General features: G+C 71.3%; 21 protein-coding genes. 9 read left to right on the top strand and 12 right to left on the bottom strand.

Annotation, left to right across the window (positions count from 1 at the left end; all coding sequences use genetic code 11):
• Positions 1-49 precede the first annotated feature (49 nt).
• Genes nhaA through BMW88_RS09055 form a run of 3 tightly spaced genes read left to right on the top strand, consistent with a single transcriptional unit; the run spans position 50 to position 2,585 of the window.
• Positions 50-1,219 (top strand): Na+/H+ antiporter NhaA, encoded by a 1,170-nt coding sequence (gene nhaA / locus BMW88_RS09045; protein WP_089950105.1) that lies wholly within the window; start codon positions 50-52, stop codon positions 1,217-1,219.
• Positions 1,216-1,671: a phage holin family protein gene (locus BMW88_RS09050; RefSeq protein WP_218148010.1), complete on the top strand. Its 456-nt coding sequence runs from the start codon at positions 1,216-1,218 to the stop codon at positions 1,669-1,671. Before nhaA ends, BMW88_RS09050 begins: the two co-directional genes overlap by 4 nt.
• Positions 1,668-2,585 carry an alpha/beta fold hydrolase gene (locus BMW88_RS09055; RefSeq protein WP_089950296.1) on the top strand — a complete coding sequence of 306 codons (918 nt, stop codon included), beginning with the start codon at positions 1,668-1,670 and terminating at the stop codon, positions 2,583-2,585. Before BMW88_RS09050 ends, BMW88_RS09055 begins: the two co-directional genes overlap by 4 nt.
• On the opposite strand, the gene BMW88_RS09060 is transcribed toward BMW88_RS09055, so the two are convergent.
• Complete coding sequence (locus BMW88_RS09060) at positions 2,557-4,071, bottom strand: FAD-dependent oxidoreductase (RefSeq protein WP_245777647.1); 1,515 nt, start codon at positions 4,069-4,071, stop codon at positions 2,557-2,559. The genes BMW88_RS09055 and BMW88_RS09060 overlap by 29 nt on opposite strands.
• Positions 4,072-4,141: 70 nt before the next feature.
• Here BMW88_RS09060 and BMW88_RS09065 point away from each other — a divergent pair, with 70 nt between their 5' ends.
• Positions 4,142-4,837 carry a TetR/AcrR family transcriptional regulator C-terminal domain-containing protein gene (locus tag BMW88_RS09065; RefSeq protein WP_089950107.1) on the top strand — a complete coding sequence of 232 codons (696 nt, stop codon included), beginning with the start codon at positions 4,142-4,144 and terminating at the stop codon, positions 4,835-4,837.
• Here the strand turns inward: BMW88_RS09065 and BMW88_RS09070 are convergent.
• The 4 genes from BMW88_RS09070 to nth are packed head-to-tail and all read right to left on the bottom strand — an operon-like array spanning position 4,834 to position 7,957.
• Positions 4,834-6,021, bottom strand: a complete 1,188-nt coding sequence (locus BMW88_RS09070; protein WP_089950108.1) for a MarP family serine protease — start codon at positions 6,019-6,021, stop codon at positions 4,834-4,836. The genes BMW88_RS09065 and BMW88_RS09070 overlap by 4 nt on opposite strands.
• A 15-nt stretch (positions 6,022-6,036) precedes the next feature.
• Positions 6,037-6,696 carry an NUDIX hydrolase gene (locus BMW88_RS09075; RefSeq protein ID WP_089950109.1) on the bottom strand — a complete coding sequence of 220 codons (660 nt, stop codon included), beginning with the start codon at positions 6,694-6,696 and terminating at the stop codon, positions 6,037-6,039.
• Entirely contained in the window at positions 6,693-7,253 is a 561-nt protein-coding gene (locus tag BMW88_RS09080; protein WP_089950110.1) for a TlpA family protein disulfide reductase, read from the bottom strand. The genes BMW88_RS09075 and BMW88_RS09080 overlap by 4 nt, the downstream gene beginning before the upstream one ends.
• Positions 7,250-7,957 carry an endonuclease III gene (nth, locus tag BMW88_RS09085; protein WP_089950111.1) on the bottom strand — a complete coding sequence of 236 codons (708 nt, stop codon included), beginning with the start codon at positions 7,955-7,957 and terminating at the stop codon, positions 7,250-7,252. Before nth ends, BMW88_RS09080 begins: the two co-directional genes overlap by 4 nt.
• A gap of 136 nt (positions 7,958-8,093) precedes the next feature.
• Between nth and BMW88_RS09090 the strand changes: the two genes are divergently transcribed.
• The 3 genes from BMW88_RS09090 (at position 8,094) to BMW88_RS09100 (ending at position 10,794) form a co-directional block, all read left to right on the top strand.
• Positions 8,094-8,333: a hypothetical protein gene (locus tag BMW88_RS09090; RefSeq protein ID WP_030469452.1), complete on the top strand. Its 240-nt coding sequence runs from the start codon at positions 8,094-8,096 to the stop codon at positions 8,331-8,333.
• A gap of 206 nt (positions 8,334-8,539) precedes the next feature.
• Entirely contained in the window at positions 8,540-9,214 is a 675-nt protein-coding gene (locus BMW88_RS09095; protein WP_030469453.1) for a Crp/Fnr family transcriptional regulator, read from the top strand.
• Between the two features lie 329 nt (positions 9,215-9,543).
• Positions 9,544-10,794, top strand: coding sequence for an MFS transporter (locus BMW88_RS09100; RefSeq protein ID WP_089950112.1), 1,251 nt, complete (start codon positions 9,544-9,546; stop codon positions 10,792-10,794).
• A gap of 645 nt (positions 10,795-11,439) precedes the next feature.
• Here the strand turns inward: BMW88_RS09100 and dnaN are convergent.
• The 3 genes from dnaN to BMW88_RS09115 form a co-directional block, all read right to left on the bottom strand.
• Positions 11,440-12,534, bottom strand: coding sequence for a DNA polymerase III subunit beta (gene dnaN, locus BMW88_RS09105; protein ID WP_089950113.1), 1,095 nt, complete (start codon positions 12,532-12,534; stop codon positions 11,440-11,442).
• An 88-nt stretch (positions 12,535-12,622) separates the two neighbouring features.
• Complete coding sequence (locus BMW88_RS09110; RefSeq protein ID WP_245777648.1) at positions 12,623-13,432, bottom strand: MBL fold metallo-hydrolase; 810 nt, start codon at positions 13,430-13,432, stop codon at positions 12,623-12,625.
• Positions 13,429-14,223: an NUDIX hydrolase gene (locus BMW88_RS09115; RefSeq protein ID WP_089950114.1), complete on the bottom strand. Its 795-nt coding sequence runs from the start codon at positions 14,221-14,223 to the stop codon at positions 13,429-13,431. The genes BMW88_RS09110 and BMW88_RS09115 overlap by 4 nt, the downstream gene beginning before the upstream one ends.
• Positions 14,224-14,262: 39 nt before the next feature.
• Here BMW88_RS09115 and BMW88_RS09120 point away from each other — a divergent pair, with 39 nt between their 5' ends.
• Positions 14,263-14,619 (top strand): hypothetical protein, encoded by a 357-nt coding sequence (locus BMW88_RS09120; RefSeq protein WP_089950115.1) that lies wholly within the window; start codon positions 14,263-14,265, stop codon positions 14,617-14,619.
• 14 nt (positions 14,620-14,633) lie between these two features.
• Entirely contained in the window at positions 14,634-15,524 is an 891-nt protein-coding gene (locus BMW88_RS09125; RefSeq protein ID WP_089950116.1) for a Gfo/Idh/MocA family protein, read from the top strand.
• Between the two features lie 16 nt (positions 15,525-15,540).
• Here the strand turns inward: BMW88_RS09125 and BMW88_RS09130 are convergent, their stop codons facing one another.
• The 4 genes from BMW88_RS09130 to sp36 are packed head-to-tail and all read right to left on the bottom strand — an operon-like array spanning position 15,541 to position 17,936.
• Positions 15,541-16,674, bottom strand: a complete 1,134-nt coding sequence (locus tag BMW88_RS09130) for a hypothetical protein (protein WP_089950117.1) — start codon at positions 16,672-16,674, stop codon at positions 15,541-15,543.
• 11 nt (positions 16,675-16,685) lie between these two features.
• The gene (locus BMW88_RS09135) at positions 16,686-17,288 is read right to left on the bottom strand and encodes a hypothetical protein (RefSeq protein WP_089950118.1); all 603 of its coding nucleotides are present in this window, start codon (positions 17,286-17,288) and stop codon (positions 16,686-16,688) included.
• A gap of 40 nt (positions 17,289-17,328) precedes the next feature.
• Positions 17,329-17,784 (bottom strand): RidA family protein, encoded by a 456-nt coding sequence (locus BMW88_RS09140; protein WP_089950119.1) that lies wholly within the window; start codon positions 17,782-17,784, stop codon positions 17,329-17,331.
• Positions 17,781-17,936: a Sp36 family protein gene (gene sp36, locus BMW88_RS09145; protein WP_089950120.1), complete on the bottom strand. Its 156-nt coding sequence runs from the start codon at positions 17,934-17,936 to the stop codon at positions 17,781-17,783. The genes BMW88_RS09140 and sp36 overlap by 4 nt, the downstream gene beginning before the upstream one ends.
• Positions 17,937-17,938: the final 2 nt, after the last annotated feature.

Here is a 17,938-nt window from a genome sequence, read left to right on the forward strand (position 1 = left end):
TGGTCGGCACGATGATTTGCCGTACCCGCAGACCGCCCCTGGGAGCCCCGTGTCGCGCAACAAGAAGACCGTCGTCGCCGATTTCGCCCGTTACCTGCGCACGGAGACGGTTGGCGGCACCGTGCTGCTCATCGCCACGGCCATCGCGCTGATCTGGGCCAACTCGCCGTTCTCCCCCACCTACTTCGGGCTGCGCGACCTGCACCTGGGGCCGCTGTCCGTCGGCGACTGGGCCAAGGACGGGTTGCTGGCCATCTTCTTCTTCGTCGCCGGGCTCGAGCTCAAGCGCGAGCTCGTCGTCGGGGAGCTGTCGGAGCTCAAGGCGGCGATCCTGCCGGTGCTGGCGGCCGTCGGCGGGATGGTCGTGCCCGCCCTGGTCGCGCTGGCGATCGGCTGGGGGCAGCCGGGGATCGAGAAGGCGTGGGCGATCCCGGTGGCGACGGACATCGCGTTCGCGCTGGGGGTGCTGGCGCTGACGGCGTCCGGGCTGCCGTCGAGCCTGCGGGTGTTCCTGCTGTCGCTGGCCGTCGTCGACGACCTGGGCGCGATCATCGTGATCGCGGTGCTGTTCACGGCGAAGTTCAACCTGCTCGCGGCCGGGGCCGTCGTGCTGCTGCTGGCGCTGTACTGGTTCCTCCAGCACAAGAGGGTCACCACGCCGTTCGCCTACGTGCCGATCACGCTCGCCACCTGGTGGTTCATGCACGAGTCGGGCGTCCACGCCACGATCGCGGGCGTCGCGCTGGCCCTGCTCACCAGGGTCCGGCGCGACCCCTACGAGTCCCAGGCGCCGGCGGTCCGGCTCGAGCACCGGCTCCAGCCGTGGTCGGCCGGGGTGGCGGTGCCGGTGTTCGCGCTGTTCGCGGCGGGTGTGCCGGTCGGCGCGGAAGCGTTGGGCAAGCTCTTCGCGGACAAGATCGCGATCGGGGTGATGGTCGGGCTCGTCGTGGGCAAGGTGATCGGCATCGTCGGCGCGTCGGCGCTCGCGGTGTGGCTCAAGGCGGCGGTCTGGCCGTCCGGCGCGGGGCCGCGGGACATCGTCGCGGTGGCCGTGCTGGGAGGGGTCGGGTTCACGGTGAGCCTGCTCATCGCCGAGCTCTCGCTGGCAGAGCCGGAGACCGCCAAGGCCGCCGTGCTGATCGCCTCGATGGTCGCGTCGCTGCTCGCCGCGGTGTTGCTCATTCGCCGCAGCCGGGCGCATGGCACGATGTCCGGGTGACCACCAGGGAGCACATCGCGTCGATTCCGCTGACCGCTGACGACCCCACCGCCGAGGCCTCCATCGGTGGCCTCGTCCGTGACGCGACCTCGCACGTGTCCACCTTGGTCAGAGCGGAGGTCGAGCTCGCCAAGGGCGAGATCACGGCCGAGATCAAGAAGGGGCTCAAGGGCAGCGTCTTCTTCATCGTCGCGCTGACGGTCCTCTGCTTCAGCCTGTTCTTCCTGTTCATGACGCTCGGGTTCGCCCTCGCCGAGTGGTTCGACATGGGCTACTCGGCGGGCTTCGGACTCGTCTTCGCGCTCATGCTGCTGACCGCCGTGCTGTTCGCGTTCCTCGGCTACCGCAAGGTGCGCAAGCTCAGGGCGCCGGAGAAGTCGATCGCGGCCGCGAGGGACACCGTCGCGGCCCTCACCCAGCGCGACTCCCAGAGCAGGGGCGACGACAACTGAGCCGCAAACCCGACCCGTCGGTGGTGCGGGTCGCGGGCCCGTGGACGCACCGCGACGTCTCGGCCAACGGCATCCGCCTGCACGTCGCCGAGCTCGGCGAGGGACCTCTCGTGCTGCTCCTGCACGGGTTCCCCGAGTTCTGGTGGTCCTGGCGGCACCAGCTCACCGCACTGGCCGAGGCGGGCTACCGCGCCGTCGCCGTCGACCTGCGCGGGTACGGCGACTCGGACAAACCACCGCGCGGCTACGACGGCTTCACGCTCGCGGGTGACATCGCGGGTCTGATCAAGGCGCTCGGCGCCCCACGCGCGCACCTGGTGGGCCACGCGTGGGGCGGCGCCACGGCGTGGACGGTCGGCGCCATCCACCCGCGGCTGGTCTCGTCGATCTCGGTGCTGTCCGCGCCGCACCCGCTCGCGATGCGCCGCGCGTTCCGCAGGCATCCCCGCGTGAACTCCCACGTCCTGCGCTTCCAGTTGCCGATCTACCCGGAGCGCTGGCTGACCGGCCACAACGCCGTGCAGGTCGCCAGGCTGCTCTCGGCGTGGTCGGGGCCGAAGTGGCGGTCGGCGCCCGAGTTCGACGAGGTCCTCCGCCGCTGCCGGCAGGCGATGACGGTGCCGGGCGTCGCCCACAGCGCGATGGAGTACTACCGGTGGGCGGTGCGCTCGCAGCTCCGCAGCGACGGCCGGCGCTTCACCGAGGCCGTCGACAAGCCGATGCGGGTGCCGGTGCTGCAGATCCACGGCTCGCTGGACCCGATCGTCCTGGAGTCGTCGGCGCGCGACTCGCAGCCGTGGCTCGGGCCCTCGTCGGAGTTCCGGTACCTGCCGGAGGTGGGGCACTTCCCGAACCAGGAGGCGTCCCACCACACGAGCAGGCTGATCACCGAGTTCCTGCGGAAGACCTCCTGAACGCCGTCTTCAGCGCGTCGGCCGGGTCGTCGGGCAGGTCCTCCGCACGCCAGGCGATGTAGCCGTCCGGCCGCACCAGCGAGGCGCCCTTCGCGGACAGCCCGAACGGCTCCAGCCGTTCCAGGCGTTCGCACCGGATGCCCAGCTCCGCGGACGCCTCCTCCCACTGCGGGTGGTCGGCGACGAGCACCCAGCCGCGCCCGAAGAGGTCCAGGGTGGACTTCCCGGGCGCGAGCCACACGTGCGGGGCCCGCGTGCCCGGCTGGCCGTTCCACTGCTCGGGGCGTTGCGCCGCAGGCAGCTCCGGACCCGCGCCGAGCACCGCGTCCGAGCGGTAGAGGATCCCGAAGTGCATCGCGTCGTTGTCGAGCAACGGCGCGTCCTCGCGTTCACCGTCGCGGTTGTGGCCGTCGTCGCGCGCGAAGATCTGCTGGTGGCACAGCAACGCGACCGGGCGCCGTTCCGCGTCGTAGGTGTCCAGCAGGGACGGTCGTGACTCGCCGTTCAGCACGGCGGCGAGCTTCCACGCGAGGTTGTGCGCGTCCTCGATGCCGACGTTCGCCCCGAACCCGCCGCGGCTCGGCGGCAGCGTGTGCGCGGCGTCGCCCGCCAGGAAGACCCGTCCCCGCGAGAACCTGTCCGCGACGGCGGCGCTGATCGTCCACCGGCCGGTCGTGATGATCTCGACGTCCAGGTCGTCGCGGCCGATCGCCCGGAAGATCTGCTGCCGCAGCTCGGGCTCGGAGTACTCGCGGTCGTCGAGCATCAGGACCCAGCGGCCGTCGCCGTAGGTGGTCAGGAAGCCGACGCCGTCGACGATGAACTGACCGATCCCGTCCCGCAGGTACTCGTCCAGCGGCGCGCGGAACAGCACGCTGCGGGAGGTGTGCAGGTAGCCGCGGCCGCCGCGGGTGATGCCGAGGGCCTCCCTGACCGGGCTGCGGTGGCCGTCCGCCGCGACCAGGTAGTCCGCGCGGATCTCGTACGGCTCGCCGTCGCCCCGCACGACCGCCGTGACACCCGCGTCGTCCTGGGAGAACTCCAGCATCCGGGTGCTCATCCTGATGTCCGCGCCGAGCTCGCGCGCCTTGTCCCGCAGCAACGGCTCCATCCTGTCCTGGGCCACGCCGATGCCCGTGGACGGCGAGTACTCGACCTGCGCTCCTCCGGCCTGTGTTCTTCCATTCGGGGACTGCTCGGCCGGCGGCGACCAGAACGTCTCCTCGAACCGCTTCCCGGCCAGGCTCTCGACCCGGACCCGCCGGATGCCGAAGCCCTTCGCCATCCTGCTCGGCGGCAGCTCGTCCTCGATCCCGGCCGCGCGCAGCATCTCGCCCGTCCGCGCCGTGAACCCGACCGCACGCGGGTGCGGCGAGCTGCCCGGATGCTTCTCCACCAGCGTCACGCGCACCCCGTGCCACGCCAGGAACAACGCGGCCGACGTTCCCGCCAGCCCTCCCCCGACCACCAAGACGTCCGTCTTCACCCGCACTCCTTCGATACGCTGTATTTGTCGATACACTGTATCGAGGAGAGACGGTGTATTGTCCAGTCCGATGTCGAAAGAAGTCGTCTGGGACCGCCCGGAACCCCCGAGCAGGCCCTCCCGGGTACCGCTGAGCCGCGAGCTGATCGTGCGCACCGCCGTGCGCCTCGCGGACGAGGGCGGCCTCGACGAGGTCTCGTTGCGCAAGGTCGCCACCGCCCTGAACGCCGGCCCGATGCGCCTCTACGGCTACATCGAGACCAAGGCCGAGCTGCTCGACCTCATGGTCGACGAGGTCTACGGCGAGATCACGCCGCCTCCGCCGTCAGCGGGCTGGCGGGAGGGGCTGCGCCACGTCGCGCACGGCCTCCGGGACGCGGTCAGGCGGCACGAGTGGTTCATCGACCTGCTCAGCGGCCGTCCGCACCAGGGGCCGAACTCGCTCAGGCACATGGAGACCACGCTCGCCACCGTCCGGTTCGACGACATCGACCAGGTGCTCGGCGTGGTCAGCGCGGTGATGGCGTACGTGTTCGGCGCCGTCCGCGGCGAGATCACCGAGCTGCGCACCGAACGGGCCACCGGCATGACCGAGGAGCAGTGGCAGCGGGCGTCCGGCCCGTACATGCAGCGGATGCTCGACACCGGCCGCTTCCCGATGCTCGGGAAGGTCATGCACGAGTCGAGCGACCGCGACCCCGTGGAGGTCTTCGAGTCGGGCCTCGGCTACGTGCTGGACGGCATCGCCGCCCGCCACGGCATCTAGCTCGCGCACCCCTGGGTCGACGCGCGGCGGGTGAGCGACGGCGCCTTCTGCACGAGCTGCTGCACCTGCTGGGCCGTGAGCACGAAACCGGTCTCGGGGTCGTCGACGGCGGCGCCGAAGACCACGCCCATCACCCGGCCGTTCGGGTCGACCAGCGGGCCGCCGGAGTTGCCGGACCGGACCTCCGCGCGAACGGTGTAGACGTCCCGCGTCACCGTCTGGGCGTCGTAGATGTCCGGGCCGCGCAGCAGCGGGATCCGCTCCCGCACGCGGGCAGGCGAGGCCTTGTACGGGCCGTCGAGCGGGTAGCCGAGCACGATGCCGTCCTCGCCCGGCTGCACCTCGTCCGAGCGGAACTGCAACGGCGTGGCCTCGAGGTCCGGCACCGCGAGCACGGCGATGTCCGTGCGCGGGTCGTAGGCGACGACAGTGGCGTCGAACTGGCCGCGGCCGACCTCGACCGTCACCTCGTTGGTGCCGGCGACGACGTGGGCGTTGGTCATGACCCGTTCCGGCGCGATCACGAAGCCGGTGCCCTCCAGGGCGCGCGAGCACGAGGGCGCGCGGCCGCGAACCTTCAGCACCGAGGACTTCAGGCGGTTCGCCACCGGCGAGTTCGCGAGCTGGCCGTCCGGCGGCTCGACCTCCTTGAGCGGCGTGCGGTTGAACGGGTCCATCGCCTGCGGGAAGCCTGACACGTCGAAGAGCTTCTGCAGGTCGCCGGACAGCACGCGGGCGGCCTGCGGCATGGTCTGGTCGACCTTGCCGAGGATCACCGACTGCTTGAGCGACGAGGTGAGGTCCGGCAGGCCGACGACCGAGGTCAGCGGCAGCGCGATCATCCACGCCACGACGAAGACGACCAGGCCCTGCACGATCGCGCCCAGCGCGTTGTCCGCGCCGCGCAACGGCGACGCGTTGACCCGCGCCTTGATCGTCCTGCCGATGTAGACGCCGATCGTCTCGCCGAGCGCCACGAGCAGCACCACGATGCCGACCGCGAACACGACCTTGGTCACGACGTTCTCGAACTGGGAGACCAGCAGCGGTGCGATCTGCGTGCCGAGGATGAGGCCGACGAGCACACCGACGAACGCGGGCAGCGCGACGACCATGCCCTGCCTGGCCCCGGAGACCGCGGCGATCGCGGCAAGGCCCAGCACGAGCAGGTCAACCCAGTTCAACCCAGAACCTCCGCCTCACTGTGTAGCGCGCAACGCTAGATCAAGGTCACGCACATCGGTCGCGTCCCACGGCTGTTCCCAGCCGCCGAGCGCGATCAGGCCGTCGATCAACCCCGCGGTGAAACCCCACACCAGCATGCCCGGCGCGGAGAAGGCCGCTCCGACGTAGCCCGCGGGGTGGCGCACCCGGAACCTGTTCGCGGGATCGGCGAGGTGCGCCACGGGCACGCGTGCGACGGCGGCGGTCTCCGCCGGGTCGACGGGTGCGACGGGGCTCGGCTGTTCCCAGTAGGCGAGCACGGGTGTGACCACGAACCCGGACACCGGCACGTACAGCTCCGGCAGCAGGGCCAGCGGTCTCACTCCCGACTCAAGTACACCGGTCTCCTCGTAAGCCTCGCGTAATGCCGTGGCGACCGGTCCGTCGTCGGTCTCGTCCGCGGCACCACCGGGGAACGCGACCTGGCCGGGGTGCGAGCCGAGCGTGTCCGAACGGCGCAGGAGCAGGACGTCCGGCCCGTGCTCCTCGGACTCGCCGAAGAGCATCAGCACGGCCGCCTCGCGGTACGCGCGGGTCGGCGTGCGGAGGTCGCGCACGAACGTGCTCGCGTCGATCTGCTCGGTGGCCTTGACCAGGCGCTGCATCCAGTCGGGTGGCTCTGTCGCCTCCGTCATCGAACCGCCTTCCCCACTTGCTCGGGCGCCGTGAAGTACGGCGGGTCCGTGATCTGCCGGACCTGACCGTCCGCTGCTACGTAATACGTGGCGGGCAGCGTCATCGGCGCCTTGACCTTCTTGCGCAGCTCGTCCGGGCCGTCGTACACCGACGGCAGCCGCACGCCGAGCCGGGCGAGCAGCTCCAGCCCGTCGGTCTCCCTGCTCTCCACGAGAACTGGGACGACCGGCACGGCGTCCGGTTGCTCCGCATAACGTTCCAGCACGGGCAGCTCCTCCTGGCACGGCTGGCACCAGGTGGCCCAGAAGTTGATCAGGAGCGGACCTTTCAGCGCGAGGGCCGTCCGGGTGCCGTCACCGAGACACGTCACGCCGACGCCACCCTCCGCTCCCGGCACGCACGGCCGCAGCTTCGCCTGCGCGCGCAACGCGGCGACGTCCTGCGTCGGGCGAGTGGGCGTGGGCGGCTCCGGAGCCTCGTCACGGGGCCAGAGCGCCACCACCCCCGCCAGGCCGAGGACGAGCACGACGACGAGCCAGCGCGTGCGGTTGTTCACCCCACCAGCTTCTCACCGGCCCGGACCCGCTCGGCGAGCTCGATCAGGTGCGGCTTCTCGTCGCCCTTCACGAGCTTGGCCGCCTTGACCGGGTCCTCGGGACCGAGGCCGTACGACGGGCAGTCCTTCATCAGCAGGCAGGCGCCGCACGCGGGCGTCTTGGCGTGGCAGACCCGGCGGCCGTGGAAGATGATCCAGTGCGAGGCCATCGTCCAGTCGCGCTTCTCGATCAGCTCGCCGATGGCGTGCTCGACCTTGACCGCGTCCTCTTCCGCGGTCCAGCCCCAGCGGCGCACGAGCCGGCCGAAGTGGGTGTCGACTGTGATGCCGGGCACATCGAACGCGTTGCCGAGAACCACGTTGGCCGTCTTGCGTCCTACACCCGGGAGCTTGACCAGCTCCTCCAGGGAACCGGGAACCACACCGTCGTGCTGCTCCACAAGAGCAGCGCCCAGCCCCAGCAGGGATGTCGCCTTGTTCCGGTAGAAACCGGTGGGGCGGATCATCTCCTCGAGCTCCGCCCGGTCGGCGCCGGCGTAGTCGGCGGCCGTCGGGTACTTCGCGAAGAGCGCGGGAGTGACCTCGTTGACCTTCTTGTCGGTGCACTGCGCGGAAAGAACGACCGCCACGAGGAGCTCCAGCGGCGTGGTGAAGTCCAGCTCGCAGTGCGCGTCGGGGTATCCCTCGGCGAGCACGCGCACCATCCGGCGGGCCCTGCGGGTCAGGCCGAGCTTGGTTTCCGGTTTCTTGGTTGCGGGCACTGATCCAGCGTAGTCAACACGCCGGACGCACCCCCTAGACGCGTGCTCGAATCCCCCATGCGCCACACTGCGGAGCATCATGACTGCCTGGCTTGTGATCGTCGTCCCCATCGTGATCATGTTCTTCGCCCTCTTCATGGAGCGCGTTGAAGCGAAGCTCCGGCACGTTGCCGTGCAGGAGAACGAAGTCGAAGAGTTCCTGGAGTCCGCCCGCCCCGACGAGGTGAAGGCGCTCTACGGACACGGCATCGGTCGCGCACTGGAGCTGTTCCGCCTTCGTCGCCGTGGCCGCGGAGGTGCTCGCAAGCGCGTTCGCTGATGCCAGTGCACTGACCGGCACCCGAATGGAGTAGACTGGCTCGTTGGGCTCTGGATCGAGTCAGTCGGGTTGTTACCAGTAAGTCGGCGAGCCGGACGGCGATCCACAACACAGCCCTTAGACTGCAACGCAGTGATCGGCGGCACGGCGCTGACTCCACCAAAGATGGTGGTAGGCGTGCCGTCGCGTCGATTAGGAGGGATGAGGTGGACGAGACCCTGGCGCGAGCGGGCATCTTCCAAGGGGTTGACCCGGCAGCCGCAGAGGCGCTGGCGCAGACCCTGGAGACGGTGGAGTTCCCGCGTGGCCACGTGATCTTCGCGGAGGGTGAGCCGGGCGATCGCCTGTACATCATCCAGTCCGGCAAGGTGAAGATCGGTCGCAAGTCGCCGGACGGCCGCGAGAACCTGTTGGGGATCTTCGGACCCTCCGACATGTTCGGCGAACTGTCCATTTTCGATCCCGGCCCGCGCACGTCGACCGCGACGACGGTGACCGAGGTGCGCGCGGTGTCCATGGACCGCCCCGCGCTCCGCCAGTGGATCACCAACCGGCCGGAGATCGCCGAACAGCTGCTGCGGGCGCTCGCCCGCAGGCTGCGCCGGACGAACTCCATGCTGGCCGACCTGATCTTCACGGACGTGCCCGGCCGCGTCGCCAAGGCGTTGCTGCAGCTCGCACAGCGCTTCGGCTCGCAGGAGGCCGGTCTGCTCCGCGTCACGCACGACCTGACGCAGGAGGAGATCGCCCAGTTCGTCGGCGCGTCCCGCGAGACCGTGAACAAGGCGCTCGCCGACTTCGCGCACCGCGGCTGGCTGCGGCTCGAGGGCAAGAGCGTGCTGATCCTGGACCCGGAGCGCCTCGCGCGCCGCGCCCGTTAGGACGCTTCAACACAAAGGACCGGGCGCCACCCCCGACGTGGCGCACCGGTCCTTTGCGTTGCACGGCCCATCCCCCGACGAACCGTGCCTCCCATCCCTCTGGTGCGCAGGCCCCGACCCTCGAACCAGAGGCTGGTCTCGACCGACGACTCAACTTTCGCATGTCGGCACCCCGACCGCTCAAGGCCTTTCACCCTCAAGGACCTCACCTGCGGTCGATTCGTTGCATGTTTCACCCGGTCATCCCATCGCTGTGACCCGATCGCAACCTCGGTGACCCTCGGCACCCGATGTGGTACCTCCGTACCATCTTTGGCATACTGGTACACATGTCCCACTCTGCCCGTCTCTCCGACTACCGCGCTGCCCTGACCACCCCCGGCATGCGCGGCCCCGTGGCCGCGTCGCTGCTCGCCCGCCTGCCCATCGCGATGGTCGGGCTCTCGCTGCTGCTCTACGTGGAGCGCACGACGGGCTCGTTCGCGATCGCCGGTCTGGTCTCGGGAGCGGCGCTGGTGGGCGTGGCGATGGGTTCGGTCCTCCAGGGCCGCCTGATGGACCGCTTCGGCCCCACCCGGCCACTGCTCCTCGTCACCGGCCTGTTCGCCTTCTTCGTCACCGTCTCGGTGCTCGCGGTCGAGTCGGGCGCCGCCGTCGGGGCGTTGATCCCGCTGGCCTTCGGCGTCGGCGCGACCGAGCCGATGGTGGGCTCGGCGTCCCGCGCGCTGTGGGAGCGCATGGTGCCCGCCGGCCAGACCCGGATGGCCGCCTACGCCTACGAGGCGATCAGCATGGAGGTCTTCTTCATCCTCGGACCGGGCCTCGCCGGCCTGCTGCTGGCCGCACCGTGGGCAGGCACCGGTGTCGTGGTCGGCGCCGTGATGATGGTCTTCGGCGCGCTGTGGTTCGCCGCGAACCCGGTCGTGCGCGCGTGGGGCCCGGTGGAGGCCACGCCACGCCCGTTGCTCGGCGCGTTCGCCTATCCCGGCATGCGCACGGTCGCCCTCGCCGCCCTGGGCTTCGGCGTGACGATCGGCTTCGTCGAGGTGGCCGTGCCGGCGTTCGCGAAGGCCGCGGGCCACGCCTCGATGGGCGGCCTGATGCTGTCGCTGTGGTCGATCAGCTCGGTGATCTTCGGTGTCCTCTACGGCATGCGCCCGTGGCCTCGCCCGATGCACCTGCGCCTGCCGGTGCTGCTGGGCGGCTTCGGCCTGCTGACGCTGCTGCTCGCGATCCCGGCCTCGCTGCTGGGCCTCGGCGTGGCGCTGTTCGTGGTGGGCACGCTGATCACCCCGCAGTCGACCGCGCACTCGGCGGCGATCGAGCAGGTCACCCCGAACGGGATGGCCGCGGAGGCGTTCGGCTGGGTGATCACCTCGGTGACGGTCGGCCTCGCCATCGGGCAGGGCCTGTCCGGGCAGCTCATCGAGCACTTCGGCACCCGGCCGGCGTTCGTCGCCGCGGGCGTCGCGGGGCTGCTGATCGCTCTCGCGGTGTGGCTGCTGCGGGCGACCGTGCGGCGGGGCGTGCCCTCGGAGCCCCAGCCGGCGCGGTCGGAGATGGAACTGGCGGCTCGCTGACGACCGCTCGCGCGGTGCCCGCGCAGGGCTTGGGCGCCGCGGGGGTGACATCCGTGGACGTGTCCGGGTCGCGACGGCTTGGTCGGTCGGGCTTGCGGTCCGGAGGGCTGTGCGGCACTGACCGGTAGATGCGACCCGAGGCGGGCTCAGCGCCTGCTGGATCGCGCTCGCGATCTGGTGGGTTGCGCAGCACCGGCCCGTGCACGCACCACCTCGACGCCACCCGACACGGGCCCGACGCCCACTGAAACGCGCACACGATCCGGCGGCCTACACGGCATCGACCGGTAGACACGCCACCTCGACGCCACCCGACACGGGCTCGACGCCCGCTGGAACGCGCACACGATCCGATGGGCCGTGTGGCACCAGCACCAGCCGTGAACACCACCCCGATGGCTGTGCGGCATCGGGCCCATGAACACACCGCCTCGACACCGCCCGAAACGAGCTCGACGTCTGCTGAATCGCGCATCCGGTCCAGCGGCCATGCGACACCGACCGGCAACCCCGCCACCTCGACGCGACCCAAGGCGGACCCCGGTGTCCGCCGCACACCCCAGGCATGAACGCCACAACCTGCGCTGACGCGTCCAACCCCGACCCCCAGCCGACCGCCACGCGCCCCGGCACGAACCAGCCGCGTCAAGCCACCGAACGCATCGGCACCACGAGGTAGGTGAGCTCGACGCCGTCCTCACCCGGAGGCGACGTGAGCACCGTGGACCGCAGGCCGTCCTGGATCTTGAGCTCGATCCGGCGCCCCGCGAACGCCTTCAGGGCGTCCGCCAGGTAGCGCGCCTGGAAGGTCTTGGTCAGGCGGTCGCCCTCGACGGTGGCCTTCACGAACTCCTCGGACTCGCCCTGCTGCGGATCGCTGCCCTTGACCCGGACCTCGCTGTCCTCCACCTGGATGGTCACCGCCTGGTGCGGGCCTCCGTAGGGGGTTGCTCTGCGGACGGCGCGGGCGAGCGCGTCCGCGTCCACGAGCACCGTGCTGTCGATGTCTGCCTCCAGGAGTCGGCGCGCCCGGTCGTCCGGGAACGGAGCGGCCAAGAGTGCGGTGGAGATCGAGTTGGTGGCCCAGGCCAGACCGATGCGGTCCGCGCCGGCGTGCAGGGCCACCGTGCCGAAGGCCTGCCTCGCCGCCTCCGCGATGGGCTTAGCAGGTACCAACAGGTCTACTTGACCTTCTTGTTCCCATTCAAACGTGGCGTACGCCATGCGGTAGCGGTCCGTCGCCATCAGGTGCAGCCGGTGCCCGTCGGACTGGACGCGGATGCCGGTGAAGATCGGCAGCGCGTCGTCCTTCGAGGCCGCGCCCGCGACCGCGGTGATGATCTTGAGCTGCTCGGCGTCGGCGCGGCCCCTCAGCGGGGGCAGCTCGGGGATGCCGGGGTGGGTGTCGAGGTCGAGGAGCGGGAGCGCGAACCGGGAGTTCGGCGTGCGGATGGCGAGGCGCCTGCCCTCCACCTTGAGCCTCACCTGGTCCTCGTCGAACGCCTGGAGGGTGGCGGCCAGCGGCTTCGCGGGCACGAGCACCTCTCCCTCGGCGTGGACCGTCGCGTGCGCGCTCAGGCGCACGCCGTGTTCCTGGTCGCTGCCCGCGATCTCCACCTCCGTGGCGTCCGCGCGCAGGCGGAGCCCGGCCAGCACCGGGTCGAGCACGCGGGCCGGCAGCAGCCTGGCCACCTCGGCGGCGGCACCGGCGAGCTCGGCTGTCGTGGCGGTGAGGTCCATGTCACGGACGCTAGCGGGCACCCCTGACAATTCCGGACGCCTCGGCCGGGACGAGGTGGCGCCCCGCGGAACCGGCCGGCGCGTGCTCCTAGCCCTCGGTCCGCAGGTACTCGAGCTGCGCCCGCACCGACCACTCGGCCGCCGGCCACAGCACCCGGTCGACGTCCGCGTAGACCACCTCGACGACCTGGCGCGGGGTCGGCGCGCCGCCCAGCGACTCCACGGCGCGGCGGACCTGTTCCAGGCGCTGGGCGCGGTGCGCGAGGTACGCCCGCGCGGCCTCGCCGGCGTCCGCCAGCTCCGGGCCGTGGCCCGGCAGCACGGCCGTGTCCGGCGGCAGCTCGGCCAGCCGCCGCAACGACTCGAAGTACTCGCCGAGCTTGCCGTCGGGGTGCGCCACGATCGTCGTGCCGCGGCCCAGGACCGTGTCGCCGGTCAGCACCGCCTCCCCGTCGAGCACGAAGCACAGCGAGTCGCCGGTGTGGCCGGGGGTGCCGAGGACGCGCAGCTCCAGGCCGGCACTGGTGATCACGTCGCCGTCCACCAGCCCTTCGGCGCCGTGGGTGAACGTCGGGTCCAAGGCGCGCACCGGAGCACCCACCAGCTCGGCGAACGCGCGGGCGCCCTCCGAGTGGTCGGGGTGGCCGTGGGTCAGCAGGATCTCGGCGACCGGCCCGGCCGCCGCGAGCCGCCGCAGGTGGGCGGGGTCCAACGGGCCGGGGTCGACGACCACGGAGGAGGAGGCGTCCGGGGACTTCAGCAGCCACGTGTTCGTGCCGTCGAGGGTCATCGGCGACGGGTTGTCGGCCAGCAGCACCGCCGCGTGCGGCGTGACCTGGCGCAGTTCGCCGTACCTCGGGTGCGCGGCGCGGGCGCCGATCAGCGCGGAGCCGCTCACGGCAGCACCACCCGGATGACGTCGCCGTCGCGGATCAGCTTGGGGATGATCTTCTCGACGCTGCGCTCCTGCGCCATGACCGCCGCGACGCTGCCGAGAGCGCCCACCTCGTCGAGGGTGCGCCAGGTCGGTGGCATGAGCATGCGGCGGCCTTCCTGGGCGTCCAGGACCGCCTCGGCCGGGGTCTGCCACGACGCGTCGGAGGCCTCGGTCGTCTCGCCGTCGGCACGTTGGCCGGACGGCAGCGCGGCGACGAAGAACCGGGTGTCGTAGCGCCGCGGCTCCTCGTGGGGGGTGACCCAGTTCGACCACGGGCGCAGCAGGTCGGCGCGCAGCACCAAGCCCTCGGACGCGAGGAACTGCGCCAGCGACATCTCGCGGTCGACGAGCTTCTGCCGGGCGGCGGCGTAGGTGGAGGTGTCCGCGACGACCGACGACGCGTCCGGGCCGGCCAGCAGGACGCCCGACTCCTCGAAGGTCTCCCGCACCGCGGCGCACACGAACGCGCGGGCCAGCGCCGGGTCGACGCCGAACACCGAGCCCCACCACTCCGGCGGCGGACCGGCCCACGCGACGGACGTGTCCGCGTCGCGCGGGTCGACGCCACCGCCGGGGAACACGGTCATGCCGCCCGCGAACGCCATGCCCTGCACGCGGCGCAGCAGGAAGGCCTCCAGACCGTCGGAGCCGTCGCGCAGCAGCACGACGGTCACGGCGTCGCGCGCCGCGACGGGTTGAGCGGGCGGCGAGGTGGGTACCAGGTTTCCCGGCAAGGTCATGTCGTCGGGCATCCTCCGAGCGTACGACCGCGCTTACCCGAGGATGGTGTGATGGCGACGAACGTCTCCGGCTGCCTGGTGAAGATCCTGCTGTTCCTGTTCGGCGCGGTGATGGGCACGGTCCTCACCGCCGTGGCGGGCGTGGTGCTGTTCCTGCCCGACCGCACGACCGTGATCAGCGTCGATCCGACGGCCACCGCGCCGGGCGTGTACGTGAAGGAGGTCGAGCAGCTCGTCGGCGGGACCCGCTACGAGATCTGGCTCGGGCCGACGCCGGACCGCGGCCACGTGGTGACCGTCCCGAGCGGCTGGGAGCACGACCCGCAGCGGGAGACGACCGACGGCGGGATGCGCCTGAAGTTCGACAACGGGGGCGAGATCTTCGTTCCGAAGGCCAGTTACTCCTGAGGCAGGATGGGCGAGTGGACGAGCAGTTGCGCGTAGGACTTGTCGGTGCGGGCCCCTGGGCGAGCATGATCCACGCCCCCGGCATCGCGAACCACCCCGGGACGACGCTGACGGGTGTGTGGGCGCGGCGGCCGGAGGCGGCGCACGAGCTGGCGCACGCCCACGGCGCCGAACCGTTCTCCGACTACGTGGAGATGCTGTCCACTGTGGACGCGGTGGCGTTCTGCGTGCCGCCGGGCGTGCAGGGCCCGATGGCGATCGAGGCGGCCAACGCGGGCAAGCACCTCGTGCTGGAGAAGCCGATCGCGGAGTCGGTCGAGGTGGCGGAGCACCTCGTCGCGGCGGTGACCGAGGCCGGTGTCGCGTCACTGGTCGTGCTGACCCGCCGCTACGCCCCGGAGACCAAGGAGCTGCTGGCCCAGCTGCGCCGCACCGGCGGCTGGACCGGCGCCGACAGCCGCTGGATCTCCGGCGCGCTGCTCGACGGCCCGTTCTCGAACTCGCCGTGGCGCCACGACAGGGGCGCGCTGGACGACGTGGGCCCGCACGCGTTCGACCTGCTGGACGCGGCGCTGGGCGAGATCACCGACGTGGTCGCCGCGACCCTGTCGGACACCGGGCTGTGGCAGCTGATCCTGCGCCACGCGGGCGGTGCCACGAGCACGGTCTCGCTGTGCCTGTCGTTGCCGCTGCAACCGCCGTTCGCGGACTTGACGATCTTCGGCACCAACGGCCACCGCACGCTGACGAACCGGGGCACGCCCGCGCTCGAGTGCTTCACGAACCTGCTCGACGACTTCGTGGCCATGGTGCACAGCGGCACCACGGGCCACGAGTGCGACGTGCGGCGCGGCCTGCACCTGCAGCGGATCATCGACCTGGCCCGGCGCAAGGCCGGGGCCTGATCACCCGTCCTCGGCCCTACTGCGGCTGGTGGCCGTTGTTCGTGCCACCGAACGCCGACTGGCGCGACGACGACCGGTCGATCTGCCAGCGGCCGGTGTCGGTCGCCTTCGCGCCGGTCTGCTCCCGCTGGGCCAGCTCCTCGTGGAGCTGCTGGAGCAGGGCGCGCTCGCGTTCGCTCAGGTTCGCGTCCACCGAGGCCGGCTCCGCGGGCGGCTCCGCCAGCGCGGCCTGCAGCTCCGCCAGCTCGTCCCCCCTCAGCTCGGTGGTCACCTCGGCGCGGTTGATCGGCACGGGCTCGGGCAGCGCCTCGGCCTCCGGCTCCGCCGTCGCCATCGGGATGCGCTTCACGGGTTTCGGGGGAAAGGGCTGCGACCCCTCCAGGGAGGGTGTCCGCGCGCGTCGTGAGCCGGTCTCTTCCAGTGGCTCCGGCGCCGGTGTCGGCTCGGCCATCGGCGCCGGAGCGGGAAGTTCTTCGTTCTGGTCGAACCACGCGGCGGTCGCCTCGTGGGCCATGGCCGGCTGGGCGGGCGGGGACGCCTCCGCGGCGCCGGAGACCGGTACCGCTCGCGAGGACGTCATCGCCGAGGCGTGGTAGTCGCTGAGCTGCGTGCCGGTGGTCAGCACCTCGACCGAGGCGCGGATGCCCGCCTTGCGCAGCACCGAGTCGACCCGGTAGGCCGTCGCCGGCGCGAAGCCCTGCGGACCTATGTCCACCAGCACCACCCGGTGCGGCAACGGGCCGGGTGTCGAGCCCGCGGGCGAGGAGCGCCAGACGCACCGCACCGAGCGGACGTCCGGCAGCACCGACACCGCGCGCGACAGCGGACCGGTGATGTCCGCGGACGGGTCGGTCTCGGAGGTGAAGCGGTGCCGGATGAACGGCAGCATCTCGACGACCGGCAGGCGGTCGGTCAGCGACGCGTCCGAGCGGACCTCGTGCAACGCCCACGTGATCGCCGCCCGCTCGTCGGGCAGCACCGGGATGCCACCGGCGACGAGCGTGCCGACCAGCATCTCGACCGCGCGGTCGAGCTCTCCGACCGCGAGGAACTCACGTGCCTGCGACAGGGCGGCATCATCGATCCGCCCGGCCATCGACAGCAGGAGATCGTGCAGACGGACCGGCAGGCCGACACCGTCGTTCGTCACGTCAACTCTCCTTAGCTGAGCACCAGGTGCTCCTCGGACTCGGCGCCGGCACACACCAGCTCCGAAGCCGCCAACGCCGCCCGGTGGTAGGGCGGAAGGTCCATACCGGACGGCACGACCTCGACACACGGGTCGTGCTCGCCCAACGCCCGCAGCACGCGCTGCAACTCGCCGGTCAGCCGGGCGTGGCCGGTGGTGGCCGCCACCAGCAGGACGCGGTTGACCCCGGAGGGACCGATGCGCCAGCAGGAGCGAACCTCACCGACCCCGTTCCGGCCACGCAGCGTGGCACCGAGAACGACGGTCGCGGAATCCCCCATCGACACCCTATCGGGTGATTCCGGGGAAAAGGTGTAGTCGGTGGGCGGCAGTTCGTCCAGCCCTTTGACCGAACTGACCGCACCCGGCTCGGCCCCGTAGGGCACGAGCGCGTCCTGCAGAAGGCGCATCTCGTGATCGGTCAGAGGGATGCGCCCGTGCAGCAGGGTGCGCGGCAACGACCGCGCCAGCACCGCGTACGCGTCGGAGGCGGCCCAGTCCCGGTACCGCCACAGCAGGTCGTCCGGAAGGCGTCCGGCGAGCCGCAGCAGCAGTTCGTGGCACGTGTCCGACATGTCACACCCTTCCCAGGAACCCGGGACAACGACCGGGAACTCAGACCTCGACGATCAGTTCGATCTCCACCGGGGCGCCGATCGGCAGCTCGGCCACGCCCACGGCGGACCGCGCGTGCCTGCCCGCGTCGCCGAAGATCTCGCCGAGCAGCTCCGAGGCGCCGTTCACGACACCCGGCTGCCCGGTGAAGCCCTCGGCGGAAGCCACGAAACCGACAACCTTCACGACTCTCTTGATCGAGTCAATCCCCACGAGCGCGTGCACGGCGGCGAGCGCGTTGAGGATGCAGGTCGCGGCGTAGGACTTGGCCTCCTCCGGGGAGACCTCCGCGCCGACCTTGCCGGTGGCGGGCAGCTTGCCCTCGACGAACGGGAGCTGGCCCGAGGTGAACACCCAGGACCCGCTCTGCGTGGCGGGGACGTAGGCGGCGAGCGGGGCGGCGACGCCGGGCAGCTCGATGCCGAGCTCCTCCAGGCGCGTGCTCCAGGTGCTCACGCCTTCGCCCGCTTCAGGTACGCGACGTGCTGCTCACCCGTCGGGTTCGTCAGCACGGTCACCAGCTCCCAGCCGTCGTCGCCCCACTGGTCGAGGATCTGCTTCGTGGCGTGGATCAACAACGGCACGGTCGCGTACTCCCACTTCGTCATGG

Origin of the sequence: Lentzea xinjiangensis, assembly GCF_900110955.1 — a bacterium.
Taxonomy (GTDB): domain Bacteria; phylum Actinomycetota; class Actinomycetes; order Mycobacteriales; family Pseudonocardiaceae; genus Lentzea; species Lentzea xinjiangensis.

Bases quoted from the DNA above. Each gene is read 5' to 3' on its own strand.
- BMW88_RS09065 (WP_089950107.1), top strand. From the start codon at position 4,142: ATGTCGAAAGAAGTCGTCTGGGACCGCCCGGAACCCCCGAGCAGGCCC.
- BMW88_RS09075 (WP_089950109.1), bottom strand. From the start codon at position 6,696: ATGACGGAGGCGACAGAGCCACCCGACTGGATGCAGCGCCTGGTCAAG.
- nth (WP_089950111.1), bottom strand. From the start codon at position 7,957: ATGGTGCGCGTGCTCGCCGAGGGATACCCCGACGCGCACTGCGAGCTG.
- BMW88_RS09090 (WP_030469452.1), top strand. From the start codon at position 8,094: ATGACTGCCTGGCTTGTGATCGTCGTCCCCATCGTGATCATGTTCTTC.
- BMW88_RS09100 (WP_089950112.1), top strand. From the start codon at position 9,544: ATGTCCCACTCTGCCCGTCTCTCCGACTACCGCGCTGCCCTGACCACC.
- dnaN (WP_089950113.1), bottom strand. From the start codon at position 12,534: ATGGACCTCACCGCCACGACAGCCGAGCTCGCCGGTGCCGCCGCCGAG.
- BMW88_RS09115 (WP_089950114.1), bottom strand. From the start codon at position 14,223: ATGCCCGACGACATGACCTTGCCGGGAAACCTGGTACCCACCTCGCCG.
- BMW88_RS09120 (WP_089950115.1), top strand. From the start codon at position 14,263: ATGGCGACGAACGTCTCCGGCTGCCTGGTGAAGATCCTGCTGTTCCTG.
- BMW88_RS09135 (WP_089950118.1), bottom strand. From the start codon at position 17,288: ATGTCGGACACGTGCCACGAACTGCTGCTGCGGCTCGCCGGACGCCTT.
- sp36 (WP_089950120.1), bottom strand. From the start codon at position 17,936: ATGACGAAGTGGGAGTACGCGACCGTGCCGTTGTTGATCCACGCCACG.